At 70.5% G+C, this 21,898-nt stretch carries 22 protein-coding genes; 11 read left to right on the top strand and 11 right to left on the bottom strand.

Annotated elements, in window-relative coordinates; all coding sequences use genetic code 11:
• Positions 1–7 precede the first annotated feature (7 nt).
• Positions 8–775 carry an SAM-dependent methyltransferase gene (locus AB0C27_RS10720; protein ID WP_357841027.1) on the top strand — a complete coding sequence of 256 codons (768 nt, stop codon included), beginning with the start codon at positions 8–10 and terminating at the stop codon, positions 773–775.
• A gap of 60 nt (positions 776–835) precedes the next feature.
• Here AB0C27_RS10720 and AB0C27_RS10715 read toward each other — a convergent pair whose 3' ends face one another.
• Together AB0C27_RS10715 and AB0C27_RS10710 are read right to left on the bottom strand one after the other, a co-directional pair.
• Positions 836–1,210: a thioredoxin family protein gene (locus AB0C27_RS10715; protein WP_346110244.1), complete on the bottom strand. Its 375-nt coding sequence runs from the start codon at positions 1,208–1,210 to the stop codon at positions 836–838.
• Between the two features lie 135 nt (positions 1,211–1,345).
• Positions 1,346–3,034: an ExeM/NucH family extracellular endonuclease gene (locus AB0C27_RS10710; protein WP_357841023.1), complete on the bottom strand. Its 1,689-nt coding sequence runs from the start codon at positions 3,032–3,034 to the stop codon at positions 1,346–1,348.
• A gap of 105 nt (positions 3,035–3,139) precedes the next feature.
• On the opposite strand from AB0C27_RS10710, the gene AB0C27_RS10705 reads away from it, so the two are divergent.
• Complete coding sequence (locus AB0C27_RS10705; protein WP_357841020.1) at positions 3,140–4,528, top strand: pentapeptide repeat-containing protein; 1,389 nt, start codon at positions 3,140–3,142, stop codon at positions 4,526–4,528.
• 48 nt (positions 4,529–4,576) lie between these two features.
• On the opposite strand, the gene AB0C27_RS10700 is transcribed toward AB0C27_RS10705, so the two are convergent.
• Positions 4,577–4,912 carry a metalloregulator ArsR/SmtB family transcription factor gene (locus tag AB0C27_RS10700; protein ID WP_357841017.1) on the bottom strand — a complete coding sequence of 112 codons (336 nt, stop codon included), beginning with the start codon at positions 4,910–4,912 and terminating at the stop codon, positions 4,577–4,579.
• A 204-nt stretch (positions 4,913–5,116) separates the two neighbouring features.
• Between AB0C27_RS10700 and AB0C27_RS10695 the strand changes: the two genes are divergently transcribed.
• Complete coding sequence (locus tag AB0C27_RS10695; protein WP_357841014.1) at positions 5,117–5,788, top strand: permease prefix domain 1-containing protein; 672 nt, start codon at positions 5,117–5,119, stop codon at positions 5,786–5,788.
• Positions 5,789–5,815: 27 nt separating this feature from the next.
• Here AB0C27_RS10695 and AB0C27_RS10690 read toward each other — a convergent pair whose 3' ends face one another.
• On the bottom strand, positions 5,816–6,151 hold the full coding sequence (locus tag AB0C27_RS10690) for a helix-turn-helix transcriptional regulator (protein WP_357841011.1): 336 nt from the start codon (positions 6,149–6,151) through the stop codon (positions 5,816–5,818).
• A gap of 88 nt (positions 6,152–6,239) precedes the next feature.
• On the opposite strand from AB0C27_RS10690, the gene AB0C27_RS10685 reads away from it, so the two are divergent.
• The 8 genes from AB0C27_RS10685 to AB0C27_RS10650 all read left to right on the top strand — a co-directional run bounded on the left by AB0C27_RS10685 (position 6,240) and on the right by AB0C27_RS10650 (position 15,004).
• The gene (locus AB0C27_RS10685; protein WP_357841009.1) at positions 6,240–7,412 is read left to right on the top strand and encodes a cytochrome ubiquinol oxidase subunit I; all 1,173 of its coding nucleotides are present in this window, start codon (positions 6,240–6,242) and stop codon (positions 7,410–7,412) included.
• 12 nt (positions 7,413–7,424) lie between these two features.
• Positions 7,425–8,192 carry a cytochrome d ubiquinol oxidase subunit II gene (locus AB0C27_RS10680; RefSeq protein ID WP_357841006.1) on the top strand — a complete coding sequence of 256 codons (768 nt, stop codon included), beginning with the start codon at positions 7,425–7,427 and terminating at the stop codon, positions 8,190–8,192.
• A gap of 6 nt (positions 8,193–8,198) precedes the next feature.
• Positions 8,199–10,289: a thiol reductant ABC exporter subunit CydD gene (cydD, locus tag AB0C27_RS10675; RefSeq protein WP_357841004.1), complete on the top strand. Its 2,091-nt coding sequence runs from the start codon at positions 8,199–8,201 to the stop codon at positions 10,287–10,289.
• A complete protein-coding gene (locus AB0C27_RS10670) occupies positions 10,286–12,295 on the top strand; it encodes an ATP-binding cassette domain-containing protein (RefSeq protein WP_357841001.1) in 2,010 nt (669 codons plus the stop codon). The genes cydD and AB0C27_RS10670 overlap by 4 nt, the downstream gene beginning before the upstream one ends.
• An 82-nt stretch (positions 12,296–12,377) precedes the next feature.
• On the top strand, positions 12,378–13,004 hold the full coding sequence (locus tag AB0C27_RS10665; RefSeq protein ID WP_357840998.1) for a hypothetical protein: 627 nt from the start codon (positions 12,378–12,380) through the stop codon (positions 13,002–13,004).
• Positions 13,001–13,393: a transcriptional regulator gene (locus AB0C27_RS10660; RefSeq protein WP_357840995.1), complete on the top strand. Its 393-nt coding sequence runs from the start codon at positions 13,001–13,003 to the stop codon at positions 13,391–13,393. The genes AB0C27_RS10665 and AB0C27_RS10660 overlap by 4 nt, the downstream gene beginning before the upstream one ends.
• Entirely contained in the window at positions 13,390–14,271 is an 882-nt protein-coding gene (locus tag AB0C27_RS10655; protein ID WP_357840992.1) for an ABC transporter ATP-binding protein, read from the top strand. The genes AB0C27_RS10660 and AB0C27_RS10655 overlap by 4 nt, the downstream gene beginning before the upstream one ends.
• Positions 14,264–15,004 (top strand): ABC transporter permease, encoded by a 741-nt coding sequence (locus tag AB0C27_RS10650; RefSeq protein ID WP_357840989.1) that lies wholly within the window; start codon positions 14,264–14,266, stop codon positions 15,002–15,004. The genes AB0C27_RS10655 and AB0C27_RS10650 overlap by 8 nt, the downstream gene beginning before the upstream one ends.
• Before the next feature lie 105 nt (positions 15,005–15,109).
• Here AB0C27_RS10650 and AB0C27_RS10645 read toward each other — a convergent pair whose 3' ends face one another.
• From AB0C27_RS10645 to AB0C27_RS10615, 7 genes are all read right to left on the bottom strand, one after another.
• The gene (locus AB0C27_RS10645) at positions 15,110–16,360 is read right to left on the bottom strand and encodes a trypsin-like peptidase domain-containing protein (RefSeq protein WP_357840986.1); all 1,251 of its coding nucleotides are present in this window, start codon (positions 16,358–16,360) and stop codon (positions 15,110–15,112) included.
• Positions 16,361–16,512: 152 nt separating this feature from the next.
• Positions 16,513–18,048, bottom strand: coding sequence for an AMP-binding protein (locus AB0C27_RS10640; protein WP_357840983.1), 1,536 nt, complete (start codon positions 18,046–18,048; stop codon positions 16,513–16,515).
• A 112-nt stretch (positions 18,049–18,160) separates the two neighbouring features.
• A complete protein-coding gene (locus tag AB0C27_RS10635) occupies positions 18,161–18,742 on the bottom strand; it encodes a hypothetical protein (RefSeq protein ID WP_357840980.1) in 582 nt (193 codons plus the stop codon).
• Between the two features lie 130 nt (positions 18,743–18,872).
• Positions 18,873–19,700 (bottom strand): MetQ/NlpA family ABC transporter substrate-binding protein, encoded by an 828-nt coding sequence (locus AB0C27_RS10630; protein WP_357840977.1) that lies wholly within the window; start codon positions 19,698–19,700, stop codon positions 18,873–18,875.
• Between the two features lie 10 nt (positions 19,701–19,710).
• Entirely contained in the window at positions 19,711–20,367 is a 657-nt protein-coding gene (locus AB0C27_RS10625; RefSeq protein ID WP_357840974.1) for a methionine ABC transporter permease, read from the bottom strand.
• Positions 20,364–21,326 (bottom strand): ATP-binding cassette domain-containing protein, encoded by a 963-nt coding sequence (locus tag AB0C27_RS10620; protein ID WP_357840971.1) that lies wholly within the window; start codon positions 21,324–21,326, stop codon positions 20,364–20,366. Before AB0C27_RS10620 ends, AB0C27_RS10625 begins: the two co-directional genes overlap by 4 nt.
• A gap of 362 nt (positions 21,327–21,688) precedes the next feature.
• On the bottom strand, positions 21,689–21,883 hold the full coding sequence (locus AB0C27_RS10615) for a hypothetical protein (protein WP_357840969.1): 195 nt from the start codon (positions 21,881–21,883) through the stop codon (positions 21,689–21,691).
• Positions 21,884–21,898: the final 15 nt, after the last annotated feature.

The following is a 21,898-nucleotide window of genomic DNA, read 5'->3' as shown; positions in this document are numbered from 1 at the left end:
ATGATCCGTGGATAATGCTCCAGAGGGGGTCGACCCGAACGTCCCCAACGTCGCGCGAATGTACGACTATTTTCTCGACGGCAAGGACAACTTCGCCGCCGACCGGGCCGCCGCGGAGCAGATCCTCCAGACGTTCCCGAACACCAAGGAGGGCGCCCGCGCGAACCGGGCGTTCCTGCGGCGGGCGGTGCGGCACCTGGTGGACCAGGGCGTCAGGCAGATCGTGGACCTGGGCGCGGGGCTGCCCACTCAGGGCAACACCCACGAGATCGCCCCTGAGGCACGCGTGGTGTACGTGGACTACGACTCCGTGGTGTGCGTGCACGGCAGGGCGCTGCTGGCCAGGCGGGACAACGTGGACTTCCTCCAGGCCGACGTGCGCGAGCCCGAGGCGCTGCTGGACAAGCTCGGCACGATGGTGAACTTCGAGCAGCCCGTGGCGTTCCTGATGCTGGCGATCCTGCACTTCATCCCGGACGACGACGCCTACGACGTGGTGACGAGGCTGCGCGAGGCCAGCGCGCCCGGCAGCTACCTGGTCATCAGCCACGCCGTGGACAGCACGCCGGACACCACCCCGCAGGCCCTGGAGATCTACCGCAGGGCCACCGCCGCGCTCAACCTGCGCACGCGGGAGGAGGTCCTGCGCTTCTTCGACGGCTACGAGCTGGCGGAGCCGGGACTGACGTACCCGAACGGCTGGCGTCCCGAGGACCCGGACGCGCCCGGGAACGGCATCACGTTCGGCTACGTGGGAGTCGGCCGCAAGCCCTGAGGGCACCTGGACAGACGAAGACCCCGCTCGTGAGGGCGGGGTCTTTTTGCGTGCGCGAGTTCAGTTCTGCTGGGCGCTCTTCAGCTCTTCGCTGAGCTCGGCCCTGATCGCGTCCATGTCGAGCGCCTTCACCTGGCGGATGAGGTCTTCGAGCGCGGGCCCGGGGATGGCACCGGCCTGCGCGAAGACGACGATGCCGTCACGGATCGCCATCAGCGTGGGGATCGAGGTGATGTCGAATCCCTGCGCGAGCCCCTGCTCGGCGTCGGTGTCGATCTTGCCGAAGGTGATGTCGTCGTGCTTGTCGGACGCCTGCTCGAAGATCGGCCCGAACTTCTTGCACGGCGGGCACCACTCGGCCCAGAAGTCGAGCAGCACGATCCCCTTGTCGGCGATGTCGTTGAAGTTCTTCTCTGTTACTTCGATGGTCGCCACAAGTGGCTCCTCGCTCGTTGTCGCTGTCATGCGGTTTGTCGCTGAAGTGCATCGGTTTCAACCACGTACCCGGCACCAGCATTCCATGCCCGGCGGGCGGGCGCGGCCCCGTGCGTGCCGCGCCCGCGCGCGGGTTCAGCGACCGCCGGGCAGCGTCAGGCCGATGACCAGCGGGTCGTGGTCGGAGGAGCGGTAGGCGTCCGGCTGGTAGAGGCCGGGCGGGTTGAACTCCTGGTTGTAGTCGCGGATGCGCGGCTCGTCGGAGTTGATGTGCCAGATCGTCGCGCTCGTCACCCGCTTGAGCAGCTGCTTGCCGACGAGGGCGTGGTCGAGCTCACCCGCCAGCCCGTCGAAGAGGTAGCTGTAGCGCTGCGGCTCGGGCACGAACCTCTTCGTGACGCTGGTCAGGCCGCCCGCCTCCAGGGTGTCGATCGGGTCCTCCTCGCCGTAGGCGTTGAGGTCGCCGAGCACGATCGGGTTGGGCAGGTCCAGGTCCGCGACGATGCCGAGCAGCGCCTGGGCCTGGGCCACGCGGGTGGGGTTCCAGCAGCTCTGCCCGTCGCCCTGGTCGGCGTCGGGGCCGCTCGCGGGGCAGCTGCCCTTGGACTTCAGGTGGTTGACCAGCATGGTGAACGGCTGGCCGCCGCTCTTCCTGCGGAAGGTCTGGATCAGCGGCGGGCGGCTGAACACGGCGTCCTGCGAGGCCTTCGGCTCGCCGACGGGGGTCAGCTTGGCGGGCTTGTAGATGAGGCCGACCTGGATGGCGTCGGTGCCGGGGAACGGGTGCGCGAGCGCGGCGTACGTACCGGCTCCGACCTCGGCGTTGACGGCGTCCACGAGCGCCTGCAAGGCGGTCTGTCCGTTGTTCTCGACCTCCATGAGGGCCACCGCGTCGGCGTTCAGCCCCTTGAGCGCGGCGACCAGCTTGGTGAGCTGGCGCTGCTGCTCCACCGCGTTGCTCGCCCCCCTGGAGCCGAGGGTGGTGAACCAGTTCAGCGTGTTGAACGAGGCCACCTTGACGTTGCCCACGACCGGGAACGGCTTGGGCGGGCGCGGGTTGGCGTTCAGATAGCTGACGGGCTTGGTGGGTTGCAGGCGGTAGGAGCCGAACCCGTACCCGAGCACGCCTGTCACGCCGACCGCCACGGCGCCCGTGCGCACGATGGGCGGCAAGGTGGCCGGGTTCTCGCGGGTGGAGCCGTCGTCGACGAGCAGGGAGCGGCGCTCGTTCCGCGCGGCGTCCACCCCGCGGCGGTCGGTCGGCTGGAACAGCCGGCCCTGCGAGGAGAGCACGACCTCGCCGAAGCGGCCGAGGTTGAAGTGCTCGCTCACGGTCAGCGGCTGCGGGAAGGTCAGCAGCATGTTCTCGACGGGCTCAAGCCCGTCGGAGGGCAGCCGGTACGACTGCGTCCTCACCTTGCCGGTGCCGCACACGTCCACGGCGGTGACCGGCGACAGCTCGGTCCAGCCGTTGAACTCGATCGCCCGGCCGGTCACGAGGACCCGGTCACCGGGCTGGACGTCCTTGACCGTGTCCCTGGCGAAGGCGAACAGCCCCTCGGACGTCCGCGGGTCGGCGTCGGGGCTCGGATCCTGGAGGAAGAACCCGCTCAGCTGGTCGGAGCGCTGGAAGTCGCCGGTGACGATCCCCTCGACCCGTACCGTCTGGCCGGCCAGCGGAGTGGCGTCACCGTCACCCTGCACCTGGGCGATGCGGTGAGTGGCCGGGGTGTCGCAGGGCGCCGCCGGTTCGGCGGCCGCGGGACCGGCGCACAAGGCCACCGCGAGGAGGGCGGCCAAGGAGGCTTGGGATAAAGCTCGCATGTCACGCACTTTAGAGCCAATTTAGCTCGCATTTTTCCACATAAAAGTGGATAGAACATGAAATCACCGAACCTTGACATCGGCCGCGGCGGGTATCACCCATGCATGGACTGGGTCACCTGCGCGCATTCTGCTGGTTGCACCGGAATCGCCGGCCGGCCGTCCGGCCTCTGCCTGGCACATCTGTCCCCAGAACAACTCGGCGCGGCGCTCGGCGCGCTGTCCCCCGGCCGCCTGCTCGACCTGCGCGGCACCACCGTCACGAGCGATCTACTGTCCCGGGTGCTCGACGCCACCGGCGCCAGGCCCGGCAGGACCCGGCTCGACCGGGTCAGGTTCACCGGCGACGTCAAGCTGGCGGGCGTGACGTTCGGGGGCGACGTGTCGCTCGACGGCGCCACGTTCGAGCGGCTGGCCTCGTTCTTCGGCGCCCGGTTCGAAGGCAACGTGTCGCTGGCCGGCGTGCGGTTCAGCCGGGAGCTGTCCTTCCACGGCGTCACCGTGCGCGGCCACGTCTCGCTCGACCGGGCCGTGATGTCGAGAGACGCGCTGTTCAGCCAGGCCGTGTTCGGGCACGGGCTGTCGTGCGAGCGGGCCAGGTTCGACGGCTACGCCACCTTCGACGGCGCCAGGCTCGGCGACGGCGCCGCCTTCAGGGGCGCGCGCTTCGGCCGTACGCTGTCGTTCCGCAAGGTCAGCGGGCACGCCGGGTTCGACGGGGCGCACTTCGCGGCCGACGCGTACCTGTCGGCCACCGGCCGGCTGTCGGCGGCCAGGGCCCGCGCCGACGGGCTGCTCGACGTGGCGGTCGCGCGCTGCGGCGTCGACCTGCGCGGCGTGGAGGTGACGGGGCCGATGACGGTGCGGCTCACCGACTCGCAGGCCGACCTGGAAGGCGCGCGGCTACGCGGGCCCGCCACCGTGACGGGCCGGGGCAGGTCCACGGTGACCTCGCTGCGGGAGGTCGAGGCGGCCAGCCTGGGGCTGTTCGGGCTGGACCTGTCGTCGTGCCGGTTCGCCGGGCTCGCCCATCCGTCGGGGGTGCGGGTGAAGGACTGCACGTTCGCGCTCACACCGCGCGGGATCCAGGTGGGGCTGCGCTGGCCGATGCTGCGCTGGTTCTCGCGGCGGCGCGCGCTCGCCGACGAGCACACCAAGCGCGGGCACGGCCACCTCGGCGACGACCCCGGCGCCTCGCCCGACAGCCTGGCCGCGCTCTATGCGGGCCTGCGGCCCACCGACCGGGCGACCGCGGCCGACTTCGCGTTCGCGGCCATGGAGATGCGCCGCCAGGCCGGGCACGGGTGGTGGCTGTCGGTGTCGTGGCTCGTCTGCGGGTACGGCATGCGGATGGGGCGGGCGGCGGCGTGGTGCGCGCTGGTGGCGGCGATCACCGCGGCGGCGGTGCTGTGGAGCACGGCCTCCCACGCCACCGGCCACACCGGCGCACCCGCCTTACCGTCCGCCCCCGCCCATTACACCTGGACCCGCTGAGCCCTCCGTTCTTGGGCGTGGTGGTGAAGGTGAACCGGTGTCTTGTCGTCATCGGGGTGGGACATCGTCGTCCTCCCTCTCGTCGAGCAGGGTCGTGAGGCCGGCGAGTCGTTCCCGCCAGAACCGTTCGTACGGGCCGAGCCAGTCGCGGATCTCCATCAGCGGCCCCGCCTCCAGCCGGTAGTGGCGTTCCCTGCCCCTGCGGCTCTCGGCGACCAGCCCGGCGTCCTTGAGCACCTTGAGATGCTCCGACACGCTCGGCCTGCTCATGTCGAACCGCTCGGCCAGCCGCCCGGCGGGCTGGGCGCCCTCGTCGAGCAGCAACCGCAGCAGCTCCCGCCTGGCCGGGCTGGCCAGCGCCGTGAAGACGTGGCCGGCCGTCACGCGTCGTCGCCGGACGGGTCGCCGGACGGGTCGCCGGACGGGTCGCCGGACGGGTCGCCGGACGGGTCGCTGAAGGGCACGGTGAGGATCGATGAGATCGGCATGCCAGCCACGATATGTAGGAATTTTCCTACATGACAAGCGCCGAAATATCAGGGGGTTCCCCGATGGGACCCCGAGGGCGGCGTTCGTACACTGGGGGGCATGCTCATCGACGACTACGTGGCCGAGCTCGACGACGCCCTCGCCGGCCCCCACGGACCCAAGCGGGACCTGGTCGTCGAGGCGCGGGACAGCCTGCTCGACACGGCCGAGGCGCTGGAGGCCGGCGGGCTCGACCGGGCGGAGGCCGAGCGGCTGGCGGTGACGGAGTTCGGGGCGGTCGCCGAGATCGCGCCCGGCTACCAGGCCGAGCTGACCGCCTGCTCGGGGCGGCGGCTGGGCCTGCTGCTGTTCGTCAGCGTGCCGATCACGGTGGCCATGTGGTCGGTGCTGTGGCGGCTCTACCCGGCCACCGACGAGGCGTGGACGATGCAGCCGGCCTGGTGGTCGGTGGTCTCGCGGCTGCTCGACGTCGTACAGCTGGGCGTCGGCGTGTACGGCGGCCTCGTCACGTTCGCGCTGAGCCGGGGTTCGCGCTGGATCCGCCGGCCGCGGCCGGCGACCAGGTCGCTGGGCGTGCTGGTCTGGACGGCGCTGCCGGTCACCGTCGGCCTGAGCCTGCTGCTGTCGTACGGCACCGGCACCTCACCCAACACCCTCACCGCGCTGCCGGCCCTGCTGGCCAACCTGGTGACCATGGCGATGTGGGGGCTGCAGATCTACGGGGCCACCCGGTGCGTGCGGATCACGCGGGCGTCCGTACAGACCGCTTGACGTTCCTCCGCGCTCACCCCTGGGCGCTCATCCCTGGGCGGTGGCTTCGGCGCGCAGGACGCCGCCGATCACGTTCGTGAACTCCTGCCAGGCCGACCGCTCCCCCTCCAGTTGCTTCCTGCCCGAGGCGGTGAGCCGGTAGGTGCGGCGCTTGCGCCCGCCGACCGTGGCCCACTCGCTGGCCAGGTAGCCGATGCGCTCCAGCCGGCGCAGCGCCGGATAGACGGTGCCCGTGGGCACGTTGAGCGCGCCCCCGCTGCGCTCCAGCAGCGCCTCGATGATGGCGTAGCCGTGCAGCGGCTCCCGCTCCAGCACTGAGAGCAGCAGCGCGTCCATGTGCCCGCGAAGCGCGTCGGGATTCATGACTCCGATCCTAAACACCGATCCTCCATGTAGACAGACTACATGTAGACTGTCTACTCATAAGAGAACGTACGACGACGGAGCGGTGATGGACGTAGTCGATCTGGCACGCACGCAGTTCGCGGTGACGGGCAGCCTGCACTTCCTGTTCGTGGTGCTCACGCTCGGCCTGGCGCCCCTGGTGGCGATCATGCACACGCGGTGGGCGCGGTCGGGCCGGCCGGTGCACGAGGCCATGACGCGGTTCTGGGGGCAGGTGTACGTCATCAACTACGCGCTCGGCATCGTGACAGGGCTGGTGATGGAGTTCCAGTTCGGCCTCGCCTGGAGCGGGCTGACGCGGTACGCGGGCGACGTGTTCGGCGCGCCGCTGGCCATGGAGACGCTGGTGGCCTTCTTCCTGGAGTCCACGTTCCTGGGCCTGTGGATCTTCGGCTGGGGGCGGCTGCCCAAGTGGGCGCACGTGGCCTGCATCTGGGCGGTCACGCTGACCGCGTACGCGAGCGCGTTCTTCGTCATGGTGGCCAACTCGTTCCTGCAGAACCCGGCCGGGGCGGTGGTCAGCGGCGGGCGGATGCACCTGACCGACTTCGGCGCCCTGCTCGCGAACAAGGCCCTCGTCTTCGCCTTCCCGCACGTGATCGGCGCGGGGCTGTTCACCGGCGGCATGGTGCTGGTGGGCGCGAGCGCGTGGCGGCTGCGCCGGCGCACCCCCGACACGGAGTTCTTCACCCGGTCCCTGCGCACCGGCGTGGTCACCGCCGCCGTCGGCATCTTCCTGGCCATGGGCTTCGGGTACGCGCAGTTCGGCGGCGTCGCGGAGGACAAGTTCGGCCCCGGCCTCGACCCCCTGGCCGCCGTGGGGCTCGGCTTCATGATCGAGATAGGGCAGTTGCTCGCGCTCGTCGTGCTGCTCGTGATGCTGCCGATGATCTCCGTCCTGCCGCGGCTGCGGTGGACGCACCCGATCCTGATCGCGATGACGCCGCTGCCGTTCGTCCTGTCGATCCTGGGCTGGATGGCCAGGGAGATCGGGCGGCAGCCCTGGATGATCTGGGAGCGGCTCACCGTGGCCGACGCCCTGTCGCCTGGGCTGACCTCCGGCATGGTCACGGGCTCGCTCATCGGGTTCGCGGCGGTGCTGGGGCTGCTGGCCGTCGTCGACTACGTCCTCATCGCCCGGGTGATCAGGCGCGGCCCGTACGGACTCGACCTCGGCGCCGCCGGCGACGAGACGCGCGCCCCCGCGCTGAGCTACTGAGGAGTGCTGAGCATGGAAGTGATCTGGTTCGTCGTCTTCGCGCTGTTGCTAGCCGGATATTTCGCCCTTGAGGGCTTTGATCTGGGTGTCGGGCTGTTACTGCCGGTGCTGGGCAGGACGCCCGCGAACCGGGACCGCATGGTGGCCGCCGTGGCTCCGTACGTGCTGGCCAACGAGGTGTGGCTGGTGGCGGTGGCCGGGACACTGTTCGGCGTCTACCCGCTGCTGGAGCACCACGTGCTGTTCGGGCTGTATCCGCTGGTCGTGGCCATGCTGCTGTGCTGGGTCCTGCGCGACGCCGGGCTGTGGTTCCGCCGCAGGCTGGACGGCGCCCTGTGGCGGGGCTTCTGGGACGGCGCGATCGCGTTCGGCTCCCTGGGACTGTCGGTGGGCTGGGGCATGATCCTGTACGCGGCCGCCACCGGCTTCGCCGCCTCCCCCGTGCATCCGGTGGGCCTCATGCTGGGCGTGGTGGTGACGCTGCTGTTCGCCCTGCACGGATGGACGTTCCTGGGCTGGCGGCTGCCGGGCGTGTTCGGGGTCACCAGGCCGGGGCGGGTGCTGCTGGCGACGGCTCTGGTCGCGGCGCTGCCCGCGCTGGGGGTGCTCGGGGGCGCCATGCCGTACCTGCTGGCGCACAGCGCGCCGCCGGCCACGCTGAATGTGCTCAGTCTCATGGTCCTGCCGTTCGCGCCCATCATGCTGGGCGCGCAAGTATGGGTATGGCGCACTTTCCGGCCAGGCAAGGACGCCGTCCGGCTCCTCCCGTCGTTCTTCTGAGGGAACGTGCATAAGGATCTTCTCGCGCTCATGCGGGCCGAGCGCTCGGTGCGCCGCCACCTGGGCATCACCATGGCCGCCGCCATGCTGGCGGGACTGCTCGTACTGGTGCAGGCCGAGCTGCTGGCCGGGGTGCTGTCCGGCCGCTTCACCGCCGCAGCCCTCGCGCTGCTGGCGGCGGTGGTGGGCGCGCGGGCGCTGCTGGCGTGGACGCAGGGGATCTTCGGCGGGCGCACCGCGACGGGCGTGAAGTCCGCGCTGCGGCACCGGCTGCTGGAACGGCTGCGCGAACTCGGGCCCGCCCGGCTCGCCGCGCACCGCTCGGGCGAACTCGTCACCCTGGCCGGACGCGGCCTCGACCGGCTCGACGACTACCTGACCGGCTACCTGCCGTCGATCGCGGTGGCCGCCGTGGTGCCGCTGGCGGTGCTGGTCCGGCTCTTCGCCGCCGACCTCGGCAGCGCGGTGATCGTGCTGATCACACTGCCGCTGATCCCGATATTCGGCGCGCTGGTCGGGATGACCACCAAGGCGGTGACCGAGCGGCAGTACCTGGCGCTGTCGCGGCTCGGCGGGCACTTCCTCGACGTCGTACGCGGCCTGCCCACCCTGCGCGCCTTCGGCCGGGCCCGCTACCAGGCCACCGTCATCAAGGAGATCGCCGACGCGCATCGGGGCGCCACCATGCGGACGTTGCGGGTGGCGTTCCTGTCGTCGCTGGTGCTGGAGCTTTGCGCGTCGTTGTCGCTGGCGCTGGTGGCGGTGCCGATCGGGCTGCGGCTGCTCGGGGGGTCGCTGGACCTGACGACGGCGCTGCTGGTGCTGCTGCTGGCGCCGGAGGCGTACCTGCCGTTGCGGGCGATGGGGACGCGTTTTCACGCCTCGATGGAGGGGGTGGCCGCCGCCGACGCGGCCTTCGCCGTACTGGATCGGGCCTCCGACGAACCGGCGCCCAGAACCGGCGTCCTCGCGACCACCCAGGAGAGCAGCCCGGCACCCAGCGGCGGCGCGCCGGAGATCCGACTTGAGGGCACGCCGGGGACAGGTCTTGAGGGCACGCCGGAGATCCGGTTCGAGAACGTGACCGTGCGCTACCCGGGGCGCGACGTGCCGGCCCTGGAGGACGTCTCGCTCACCATCGGCGCGGGCGAGCGGGTCGCCCTGGTCGGTGAGAGCGGCGGCGGCAAGAGCACCCTGCTCCACCTCGTCCTCGGCTTCGTCAGCCCGTCGGAGGGGCGGGTCTTTGTGGACGGCGTCGACCTGCGCGAGCTGGACCTCGCGGAGTGGCGGGGGCGGCTGGCGTTCGTGGCGCAGCGACCGCACCTGTTCGCCACCTCGGTGGCCGACAACATCCGGCTGGGGGCGCCCTCGACGTCGCTGGAGGAGGTACGCCGAGCGGCCGGCGCGGCACACGCGGACTTCGTGGCGGAGCTGCCCGAGGGGTTCGACACCGTCCTCGGCGAACGCGGCACCAACCTGTCGGCGGGCCAGCGCCAGCGCATCGCCCTGGCCAGAGCGTTCTGCCGCCCCGCCGCGTCGGTGCTGCTGCTGGACGAGCCCACCGCCCGCCTGGACGGCCGCAGCGAGGCCGCCGTGGTGGCGGGCACCGCCGAGCTGTCCAGGGGCCGCACGGCGATCATCGTCGCCCACCGCCCCGCCATGATCGACCTGGCCGACCGCGTCATCCGCATCCACCAAGGCCACGTGGTCTCCGACACAGCCGCCACACCCACGGACGCCGCACCTACGGACACCCCACCCGGGAACAACACACACGGAGACGCTGCACACGCGGACTCGACGCCTCCGGACCCAGCGCCTGAGAACGGGGCACTGGTGGACCGAGCGCACGCGGACCCGCGACCCGCGGACCCAACGCCTTCGGACCGGACACAGGCGGACACCATACCCAGGGACCCGCAACGCGCCGACTCGGCACCTACGAACCCGCCGCCTGGCGATCGGGCACCAGCGGACCCCATGCAGGCGGACACCACACCTACAGGCTCGACGCCCGCGGACCCCATGCAGGCGGGTGCTTCGGGGAGCGGGCAGGAGCGGGTGACCGTGACGTGGCGGGAAAGGGGCGGGCGATGAACCGGCGTATGGGGGCGCGTCTCTTCTGGGCGGTGCTGGCCGGGGCGGCGGCCGATCTGGCCGGGCTCGGGCTCATCGCCGCAGCCGCCTGGCTGATCACGCGGGCCGCCGAGCAGCCGCCGCTGGCCGCGCTGAGCGTGGCGATCGTGGCGACCAGGGCGTTCGCGACCGGAAAGGGCGTGTTCCGCTACGCCGAGCGTCTCACCGGCCACGACGTCGCCCTCCGCGCCCAGGCCGGCACCAGGGAGCGGCTGTACGAGGCCCTGATCCCGCCGCAGCGGCCCCGGCACGGCGGCGCCGACCTGCTGAGCCGCATGGTGGACGACACCGAGGCCGTGCAGGACCTGCTCGTCCGCTGCCTGCTCCCGGCCGCCGCGGCGGCGATCGCGGGGCTGGCCGCCGTCGTCGTCGGGCTGACGATCCTGCCGGTGTCGGCGCTGGTGCTGGTGGCGGGTCTGGTGGTGGCCGGTGTGCTGCTGCCCGCGGGTACGGCCGCCGCGGCCCGGCGCTGGTCGGCCAGGATCGCCCCGGCGCGGGCGACGCTGGCGGGCCGGGTGGCCGACCTGGTGCACGGCTCGGCCGACCTGGCCGCGTACGGCGCCGACGGGCAGGCGCTGGCCAGGGCTCTGACCGCGGACAGAGCCCTGGCGGCCCTGGAGCGGCGCCAGGCGCGCGTGCACGCCGCCGCCCTGGCCGGAGGCACCCTGGTGCAGGGGCTGACGGTGGCGGCCGTCGTGCTGATCGCGCAGGGCGCGGGGGCGGGCTCGGTCGGTACGGCCGTGCTCGCGCTGACGTCCCTGGTCGCCTTCGAGCCCGTGCTGCCGCTGGCGGCGGCGGGTGAGCGGCTGGCGGGCATCACGGCCGCGCTCAGACGCCTGCGCGAGGTACGCGCCACCGCCCCGGCGACCACCGAACCGGTCACCCCCGCGCCCCGCCCGGAAGCCCCGCTGACCATCGAGATCGACAACCTGGTGGTACGCCATCCCACCCACGACAGCGACCCCCCTGCCGGCCCCGGTGACCTACTCTCGGCACCTGCCCTCGACCGGCGCTCCTCCGCCTCCGGTGACGCCTCGTCGCTGCCTGCCCATGGCCAAGACTCCCCCGCCCTCGGCGAGGTACCCTCGCAGCCTGCTCCTGACCGGCGATCGTCCACCTCCGGCGATGTGCGCGCGCCGAGCGGCGGCGCCCCCTCACGAGGCGATGACGTGCCCTCTCTTCCCTCCCCCGATCGGCAAGCGTCCGTTCCTGGCGACGTGGGCTCGGCGAGCGGGGGCGCGTCCGCGCGAAGCGGCGGTGGGGTGGGACGAGCCGGCGCGAGCGGGCGGCCCGCGCTTGATGGGGTGTCGTTGCGGCTGACTCCCGGGAAGCGGGTCGCGATCGTCGGTCCCAGTGGGGCCGGTAAGAGCACGCTGCTGGCCGCGCTCATGCGGCTGGTCGAGCCCGAGTCGGGCGCGGTCAGGGTCAACGGCACCGACCTGCGTGACCTGGCCGGTGACGACGTGCGGACGCTGATGACCGGCCTCACCCAGGACCCTTACATCTTCCGCGCCAGCCTGCGCGACAACCTGCGGCTGGCCGGGCCCGGCGCCGACGACGAGCGGCTGTGGCAGGCCGTGCGGGACGCGCGGCTCGACGAGTGGGTGGAGCGCACGGGGTGGGACGCGGAGCTGGGTGAGGACGGCAGAACCGTGTCCGGCGGCCAGTTGCAGCGGCTGGCCCTGGCCAGAGCCCTGCTGTACGACCCGCCGGTGCTGCTGCTCGACGAGCCGGCCGAGGCGCTCGACGAGGAGGCGGCCGACCGGCTGATGAGCGACCTGCTCGACGTGACCCGCGAGCGTACGACGCTGCTGGTCACGCACCGGCTCAAGGGGCTGGAGCTGGTCGACGAGATCGTGGTGCTGGAGGAGGGCCGGGTCGTCCAGCGAGGCCGGCACGACGAGCTGGTCTCGGTGCCCGGTTACTACCGCGACCTGTGGGAGTCCGAGGTCCTCACCCGGCGGTAAGGGTCATTCGCCCGACCCCGGTGCGTTTGGCGGCGCAATCAGGTTTATGATGCAAACTAGTTTACTGATTCGAGGAGTTTGCATGGTGGACGATGATCGCGCGCCGAGTCCCGAGGAGATGCTCCGCGTCATGGAGGAGCAGAACGTCGCCACGGTGCGATGGCTCTACGCCGACAGCGTCCTGCTCTACGTGCCCTGGGGCGTGGCCTGGCTGTTCGGCTTCACCGCGCTCTTCCTGCACTACGGGCTCGACGGGCACTCCTACGCGCCGATCACGCAGATGCAGGGCGTCGGCGTGCTCATGGCGGGCCAGCTCGTCGCGGGGTCGTTCGCCGCGTTCGGCATCGTGCGCATGAACCGGCTGGTACGCGGGGGCACCTCCATGAAGGGGGCGATGTACGGGTACGCGTGGTTCGCCGGGATGCTCCTGATGACGGTCATCGCGCTCAGGCTCAGCCCGCTACTCCCCCCGGAAGAGAGCGGCCTGCTCTGGGCGGGCAGCTCGCTCATGGTGGTGGCCGTGCTGCAGATGGCCGGCGGCGCGGTCTGGGGCAACTGGCCGATGTTCTTCGTCGGCGCCTGGGTCGCCGGCGTCAACGCGCTGGGCGTGCTGCTCGGCGCGGGCTGGCACGCGCTGCTCACGGCCGTGCTGCTGGGCGGCGGGTTCATCGTCGCCGGGCTGTGGCTGAGGCTGAGGCGGCGCAAGTGAGTGACGACAACGCTTCTCCCGACGACACCCCGGCCGACGACACCGCGCCTGGCAAGACGGCGCCCGACGGGCCCGATCTCGGCGTGCCCGATCTCGATCCGGTGATCCACGCTCAGGCCAGGCTGCGCGTGGTCGCCACGCTCAACGTCCTGCCCGACGGGGACGAGATGGCGTTCAACTCGATGAAGCGGCTGCTCGGCATGACCGCGGGCAACCTGTCGGTGCACCTGACCAAGCTGGAAGACGCCGGATACGTCCGGATCAACAAGACCCACAGGGGCCGCACCCCCGTCACGTTCGCGGCTCTCACCAAGCGCGGGCGGCTGGCCTTCGAGGAGTACACGAAGGCGATCCGCGCGCTGCTGGACAACGCTGGAGGAAACCCATGACGGTCCTTGCCCGGGCACACGAGGTCACCCGCCGCTACGGCGAGGTCCTGGCTCTCGACCGGCTCTCGCTCGACATCGGGGCGGGCGAGCTGGTCGGGCTGCTCGGCCCCAACGGGGCGGGCAAGTCCACCCTGATCAACCTGTTCGTCGGCCTGCGCCGGCCCACGTCGGGCACGGTCGAGCTGTTCGGCGGCTCGCCGCTGGACCCGGTCATGCGCCGCGGCATCGGCGTGACACCGCAGGAGACGGGGCTGCCCGAGTCGTTGCGCGTGAAGGAGATCGTCGACTTCGTCTCGGCCCACTTCCCCGAGCGGGCCGGCACGAAGGAGCTGCTGGCCAGGTTCGGGCTGGACGACCTGGCCGGGCGGCAGGTCGGCGGATTGTCCGGCGGGCAGCGGCGGCGGCTGGCCGTGGCGCTGGCGTTCGCGGGCAAGCCTCGGCTGGTGTTCCTCGACGAGCCGACCACCGGCCTGGACGTCGAAGCCAGGCGGGCGCTGTGGGACGGCATCAGGTCCTTCCACGAGGAAGGCGGCACCGTCCTGCTGACCAGCCACTACCTGGAGGAGATCGAGGCCCTGGCCCAGCGCGTGGTCGTGATCGGCTCCGGCCGGGTGCTCGCCGACGACACGGTCAGGGCCGTGCGCGACATGGTGGGCGTGCGGCGCGTCTCGCTCGTCGCCGGCGACCTGCCCGAGCTGCCGGGCGTGCTCGGCAGCGAGCACGTGGACGGCCGGACCCACCTGGTGACCACCGATCCCGACCGGCTGGTCGTCGAGCTCGTACGGAGCGGCACGCCGTTCTCCGGCCTGGAGATCAGGCCGACCACCCTGGAGGAGGCCTTCCTGGCCCTGACCACGAAGGAGAACGCGCATGTCTAGCCTGGCCCTCGCGCACACCCGCTACCTCCTGCTCGAACAGCTCAGAGTGCCCATCGGCCTGATCGCGGGCGCGCTGTTCCCCGCGATCACGATGGTGGCGTTCGTGGTGCCGTTCGCGGGCCAGGATCCGCGGGCCGCCACGATGGCGACCGGGTCGCTGATGTTCTTCGGCGCGATGTCGGGGGCGCTCATCGGGCTGAGCATCACCGTGGCCCAGGACCGCGAGCAGCCGTGGAACCCTTACCTGCGCACGCTTCCCGCCGGGCCGGCGGCCCACTTCACCGGCCGGATCCTGGCCACGCTCGTCACGACGGTGATCTCGACGGTTCCGGTGCTGGTGGTCGGCGCGCTGTTCACCGAGGCGACGTTCACGGCGCCGCGGCTGCTGGCGGCGGTGAGCGTGGTGGTCGCGGGCACCGTTCCGTTCATGCTGCTGGGCCTGCTCATCGGCTACCTGATGGCGGCCAAGGGCGCGATCGCGGTGTCGCAGGTGCTGTTCTTCCCGCTGGCGATCCTGGGCGGGCTGCTGCTGCCGCCCGCGATCCTGCCGGACTTCATCCAGGTCGTCTCGCCGTTCACCCCCACCAGGGGCGTGGCCGAGCTGATCTGGGCGGTCACGGCGCAGACGACGCCCGATCCGGTGGCGCTGATCTCGCTGGCGGTGTGGACCGTGCTGGCGGCGGTGGCGGCGGGCTGGGCCTACCGCCGCGACGAGGGCCGGCGCTTCTCCTGAAAGTCCGCGCTTCTTCTGAAAGCCGGAAACGCCTCTTGAAATGGGGGGGTGTGCCGCCGAGTCCGCAGCGATCTCGACGGCACACCCGTCCATGAGGGGGTCCTGTTAGTTGTTCTCACTGAGGGTCACGGTGACCTCGGCGGTCTTGCCGTCCCTCATATAGGTGATCTTGACCTGTTGGCCCGGTTTGAAACCTCTGACCTGCCCGACAACGGTATCGCCTCCGTCAACCGCCTTGTCGCCGATTTTGGTGATGAGGTCGCCCTGCTGCAGTCCGGCCTTCTCCGCCGGGCTTCCGGCGGTGACCTGCCGGACGAGGGCCCCCGGCACGTCGCCCGTCGCGTCGGTGACGCTCACGCCGAGGAAGGCGTGGCTGACCTTGCCGTTGCGGATGAGCTGGTCGGAGACCTGCTTGGCGGTGTTGACGGGGATGGCGAAGCCGACGCCGCCGCCCGCGGCGTCGGAGGCGATGGCGGTGTTGATGCCGACCAGTTCGCCCGCGGCGTTCACCAGCGCACCGCCGGAGTTGCCCGGGTTGATGGAGGCGTCGGTCTGGATGGCGCCGCCGATCGTCGTGGGCGCGCTCTGCTGCTGCTGTTCCTGGCCCCAGCCGGGCGGGATCTGCTGCCGCTGGTCGTTGCCGAGGTTGAGGGTGCGGTCGAGGGCGCTGACGATGCCCGCCGTCACGGATCCGTCGAGGCCGAGCGGGCTGCCGATGGCGAGCACGGCGTCGCCGACCTTGAGCTGGTCGCTGTCGCCGAGCGTGGCCTTGGTCAGCCCCGAGACGCCTTCCGCCCTGATGACGGCGAGGTCGGTGGCGGGGTCGGTGCCGACGACGGTGGCCTTGGCCGTCTTGCCGTCGCTGAACTTGACGGTCATCTGGCCGCCCTGCCCCGCGCCCACGGCCACGTGGTTGTTGGTGAGGATGAGCCCGTCCTCCGACAGCACCACGCCGGAGCCCTCACCGGTCTGTCCCTGGATCATCACGACGGTGGGCTGCACCCTGGCCGCGACCTCGGCGACGGTGAGCGGGTCGCCGGCCGACTTGAAGACCGGGCTCGGTGCGTTGGGGCTGCTGCTGGCCACCTGCTCGGGCTGGAACGAGGTGGCGACGACGGCCCCCACGGCGCCGCCGCCGATCGCCATGGCGGCCATGGCGAGCCCCGCGACGACCTTCTGCCCGGTGGTGAACCGGTGTCTGACGGGAGCCGCCGCCGGGGGTGGTGGCGGCACCTCCATGGCGATCGTGTCGCGCCGGGGGAAGCCCCCTGCGCGCGGCGGGGCGGATCCGAACTGGCTCCACCCACCGGCGCCCTTCTCCTGCGGGCCCTGCTCGTGAGGCTCGTTCGCGTTCATCTGTCATCTCCTCGAATCCCGATGATTCAAGGATGTCAAGTCGCGCGTAAGAGCTGGTTAAGGGGATGATTGCGGTGGGCGGCGGCGCCTGACGGCGGCCTTATCGGCAAAGGTCGGACGACCGCCGCCGGCCCGGGAAAATCTTCAAGATTTTACTTTCCGGCGGGCCAGTACTCGTCTCTGAGCAGCCGCTTGTAGAGCTTGCCCGTCGGGTGGCGGGGCAGCTCGGGCCGGAAATCCACCGACTTGGGGCACTTGTAGTGCGCCAGATTCTCGCGGCAGTACGCGATCAGCTCCGCCTCGAGCCCTGGCCCCGCCTCATCCATGGACATCGGCTCGACCACGGCCTTGACCTGCTCGCCCATCTCCTCGTCCGGCACCCCGAAGACCGCGACGTCGGCCACCTTGGGGTGGACCGACAGCACGTTCTCGGCCTCCTGCGGGTAGACGTTCACGCCGCCGGAGATGATCATGTACGAACGGCGGTCCGTGAGATACAGGAAGCCCTCCTCATCGAGGTAGCCGATGTCGCCCAGCGTGGTCCAGCCGCGACCCCTGGGGTCCTGGGCGGAGCGGGTCTTGCCCGGGTCGCCGTGATACTCGAACCGGCCGCCGTTCTCGAAGTAGATGGTGCCGCGCTCGCCGGGCGGCACGTCCTCGCCGTCCTCGTCGCAGATGTGCACGACGCCGAGCAGTGAACGGCCGACGGTGCCCTTGTGGCGCAGCCAGTCGTCGGGGCCGACGTAGAGGAAGCCGTTGCCCTCGGTGCCCGCGTAGTACTCGTGGATGATCGGGCCCCACCAGTCGATCATCTGCTCCTTGACGGGTACGGGGCAGGGGGCGGCGGCGTGGATCGCGTACTTGAGCGAGGAAATGTCGTACTTTTCCCGGATTTCTGGCGGCAGTTTGAGCATCCTGATGAACATCGTCGGGACGAGCTGCGTGTGCGTCACGCCGTACCGCTCGACCAGCGACAGGTACTGCTCGGGGTCGAAGCGCTCCATCACCACCACCGTGGCCCCGAGCCGCTGGAACGTCAGGCTGTAACGCAGCGGCGCGGCGTGGTACAGCGGCGCGGGCGAGAGGTAGACGCTCTCGGCGGACGGCGCGAACAGGCCCTGGATCAGCTTGAACAGCATGCCGGGCTCGTCCAGCGGGCCGTGCGACGACACCAGCTTGACGCCCTTCGGGCGGCCCGTGGTGCCCGAGGAGTAGAGCATGTCGACGCCCGTGCACTCGTCCTCGATCGGGGTGACCGGCTGCCCCGCCACCGCCTCCTCGTACGACGCGAAGCCGTCGGCCACGCCGTCCAGCATGAGCCGCAGCTCGACGCCCGGCGTGGCGGCGGTGATCGAGGTGGCGACGCCGGCCAGATCCGCGCTGGAGATGAAGACCCGGGCGCCGCAGTTGCCGACGATGTAGGCGAGCTCGTCGGTCTGCAGCCGCGAGCTGACCGGCGTGTAGTACAGGCCCGCGCGGTGCGCGGCCCAGGCGACGACCAGGAAGAGAGGGTGGTTGGCGAGCATGAAGGCGATGTGGTCACCCGGCCGCAGCCCCGCCGAGCGGAACAGGTGGGCCAGCCGGTTCGACTCCTCGTCCAGCTCGCGGTAGGTGACGACCCGCCCGGAGCCCGCCATGATCACAGCGGGCTTGTCGGGGGTGACTGCTGCGATGGCTCCCGGATACATGATTAGAACAGTATTCGGTTGATCGGCCGCCACGCCAGAACCCGTTCGGGGATGCGGGAAGCCGCGGCCTCCTCGTCGAGGCCGCGGCTTCGCGGGTGCCGGTGAGAGGCGGTCAGACGGCCGCGTGGTACACGTCCTTCCAGCCGGAGTAGTGGCCGGTCGGACGGTGGTGGCCACCCCGGCTCACGTTGACGTAGATGTGCGCGGCGTTCTTACCGTGGAAGGAGAAGTGCCCGCGGTGCTTGCCGCACTGGGAGAAGGTCCTGAAGTACGAGGAACCGTCGTGGTTCACGACCTTGAACGTCTCCCACGCGCACTTGTTCCTGCCCCACCACTTGTAGTTCTGCAGCGTGCTGTGCACGGTGTAGAAGTGGTCGAAGCGCCATTCCCAGACCTTCTTCTTGAACGTCTTCTCGACCCACCTGCAGTGCCGGTGACCCTTGTGGTCCTTGCGGCACTCGCGCTTCTTGACGACGTCCGTCTTCCAGTACCAGTGCTTGAACCGCTTCCTGTCGACGGACACGTGACCATAGGCCTTGGCCTTGTGATCGGCGGAGAAATAGGGTCCCCAGCCGTCGTAGGAAGAAGCGGCGGGCGTTGCAGATGTGACGGACGCGTTCGCCGCGACGGGCGCGCCGATCGCGACCACGGCGGCGGCGGTGAAGCCGAGCAAAATCCGGGACACGAATTTCACTGGGTGCCTCCTCGGGAGAGGTTGACTGACACCGCATTCGTACGCCCGCCACATTGCGTTCCACTTACAAGGGACTTAATACGCTCAAGTATCGGATAAGTGGATATTTCCGATCATGTCCGGTGATTGTTCATTCCGCCGGAATGACCGAGCCCTCGTACTTCTGCTTGATGAAGTCCTTGACCTTCTGGTCCTGCAGCAGCTTGCCGAGGGTGACGATGTTGGGGTCCTTCTCGTGCCCGGCCGGCACGACCAGGCCGTTGACGTACGGGTTGCCCTCGGTCTTCTCCAGCACCAGCGCCTGCGTGGCGGGCTTGAGCCCGGCCTCGATGGCGTAGTTGCCGTTGATCACGGCGGCGTCCACGTCCTCGAGCGAGCGCGGCAGCTGGGCCGCCTCCAGCGGCTTGAACTCCAGCTTCCTGGGGTTGTCGACGACGTCGCGCTCGGTGGCGGCCGTCCCGGCGCCGTCCTTGAGCTTGATCACGCCGTTGTCGGCGAGCAGCTTGAGCGAGCGGCCCAGGTTGGTGGCGTCGTTCGGCAGGGCCACGGTCGCGCCGGTGGCCAGCGCCGTCACGTTCGTGATCTTCTTGGAGTACAGGCCGAGCGGCTCCAGGTGGACCGGCGCGACGAAGACCAGGTCGGTGCCCTTGGAGGCGTTGAAGTCGTCCAGGTACGGCCTGTGCTGGAAGAAGTTGGCCGTGAGCTGGCCCTCCTGCAGCTGCACGTTCGGCTGCACGTAGTCGGTGAACTCCACGATCTCCAGCTTGAGCCCGGCCGCGGGGGCCAGGTTCTGCTTGACGAAGTTGAGGATCTCGCCGTGCGGCACCGGGTTGGCGCCGACCTTGATCACGGCGTCGGCGCCCTCGGCGGCCGCGGTGTTGGTGGCGGACTGCGACGTACCGCATGCGGCGAGCGACAGAGCCAGCGCAACGACACCTGCAAAGCGGTGAATTTTCATGATTTTTTCCTTACTTGTGCGATAGGCGCCGAGCGACCCAGTCGCCCAGGCTCTGCAGCAGTTGCACGATGACGAGTAGCAGCACAACGGTGACGATCATCAGGAGCGTCTCGAAGCGCTGGTAGCCGTACCGGACGGCCAGGTCCCCCAGCCCGCCCCCGCCGAGCGTGCCGGCCATGGCGGAGTAGCCGATGAGCGCCACCACGGTCACGGTGAGCCCGGCGATCAGGCCAGGCAGCGCCTCGGGCAGCAGCACTTTGCGCACGATCGTGGCCCGGCTCGCGCCCATGGCCTGGGCGGCCTGCACCACGTCCGCGCCGACCTCGCGCAGCGCCGTCTCGACCAGCCGGGCGAAGAACGGCACCGCGCCCACGGTCAGCGGCACCACGAACGCGGCCGTCCCGATGGTGGTCCCGACGACGAGCCGGGTGAACGGGATGATCGCGATCATCAGCACGATGAACGGCAGCGACCGCCCGACGTTCACCACGAACCCGAGTGACGACTTCAGCGCCGGGACCGGCCGCAGCCCGCCCCGGTCGAACACCACCAGCGCCACGCCCAGCGGCAGCCCGAGCAGCAGGGTGAACAGCGTGGACCACCCGACCATCAGCGCCGTCTCGACCGTCGCCGGCCCGAGCAGCGGCAGCATCTCCTCCCAGGTCACGCGGCCTCCCCTGCCGTCTCGACGATCAACCCGCACTCGCGCAGGTAGGAAAGCGCCGCCCCTGTGTCCGCGCCCTCCAGCGCGACACGCAACCGGCCCACCGAGCCCCCCGCGAGGTCCTCGATGGAGCCGCCGAGGATGCTGAGGTCCACGTCGAACTTCCGCACCACCTCCGAGACCACGGGCTGGCGCGGGTCACCGGTGAACGTGAGCGTCACCGAGCCGGCCGGCGCGGGTTCGGGCAGCGGGAAGATCTCCCTGGTCAGGCGCGATCCTGGCGTCCTGATCAGGTCGGCGATGGCGCCCGACTCCTCAATCCGGCCGCGGGTCATGATGGCGACCGAGTCGCAGACGCTCTTGACCACGTTCATCTCGTGGGTGATGAGCAGGATCGTCAGGCCGAGCTCGGTGTTGAGCCGCTTGAGCAGGGCGAGGATCGACTGCGTGGTGGCCGGGTCGAGCGCCGAGGTGGCCTCGTCCGACAGCAGCACCGCCGGGTTGCCGGCCAGCGCCCTGGCGATGCCGACGCGCTGCTTCTGGCCGCCCGACAGCTGGTGCGGGCGGTCCTTGCCGCGGCCGTCCAGGCCGACGAGCTCCAGCAGCTCGGCGACGCGGCGCTCGCGCTCGGCCGCCGGCACGCCCATGACCTCCAGCGGGAAGGCGACGTTGCCGGCGACCGTGCGCGAGGAGAGCAGCGCGAAGTGCTGGTGGATCATGCCGATGCGCTGCCTGGCCCGGTTGAGGTCGCGACTGCCGAGCGCGGTCAGGTTCTGGCCGGCGACGGTGACGGTGCCCGCGGTGGGGCGTTCGAGCAGGTTGACGCAGCGCAGGAGCGTGCTCTTGCCGGCGCCGCTCTGTCCGAGCACGCCGAAGATCTCGCCTTCGCGCACGTGCAGGTCGACGCCGTCGAGCGCGACGGTGTCGCCGTACTGCTTGCGCAGGCCGGAAGCCTGGATCACGGAGAATCCCCACGACTGAGGGCGGCCTGTGGCGGGACCGCGGGAACGTACATCACCTGGAAGAAGAACCGGGGTAAGCCTCAGCGGGTGCCGGGGTGGAACGGCAGGTGGCTCAGCCTGCGCAGCACGTAACCAGGTGTGATCATGACGACCTTCGGGGAGAACGGGCGGACGGGTTGCTTCAACGGGCCGGCATTCGCCCCGTACAAGCACGGCGACACGCGGCGCCGTATGGGGCGCTGCTCATGGTCGCGGTTGCCTCGTTCACGCCCTAGCTAACGACCGGAGGGATTTCCGATATTCCCTACCGGTTTCGTGATCTGTGTCACGCTCCGCTACTTCACCTTACGGTACGAGCGCCGTTACTTCCGGCGCAGGCGCATCGCCAGCCGCACGATGAGGAACACCACGACACCGATCACGACCAGTTGCAGCAGTTCCGGGACGCCCATGTTGCCCATATCGCTCCACATCAGTGCCGGGGGCGACATGAGCGGAACGCGCGCGACTTGATCGAAAGTTCCCGAAGAGAGGGCCCCGTGATCACGATCGATCACGGGGCCCTGCGGGAC

This window comes from Nonomuraea sp. NPDC048882, assembly GCF_040649755.1.
GTDB classification, from domain to species: domain Bacteria; phylum Actinomycetota; class Actinomycetes; order Streptosporangiales; family Streptosporangiaceae; genus Nonomuraea; species Nonomuraea maheshkhaliensis.
Note: the sequence above shows the minus strand (reverse complement) of the source record. Positions and strands in the feature narration are given on the sequence as shown.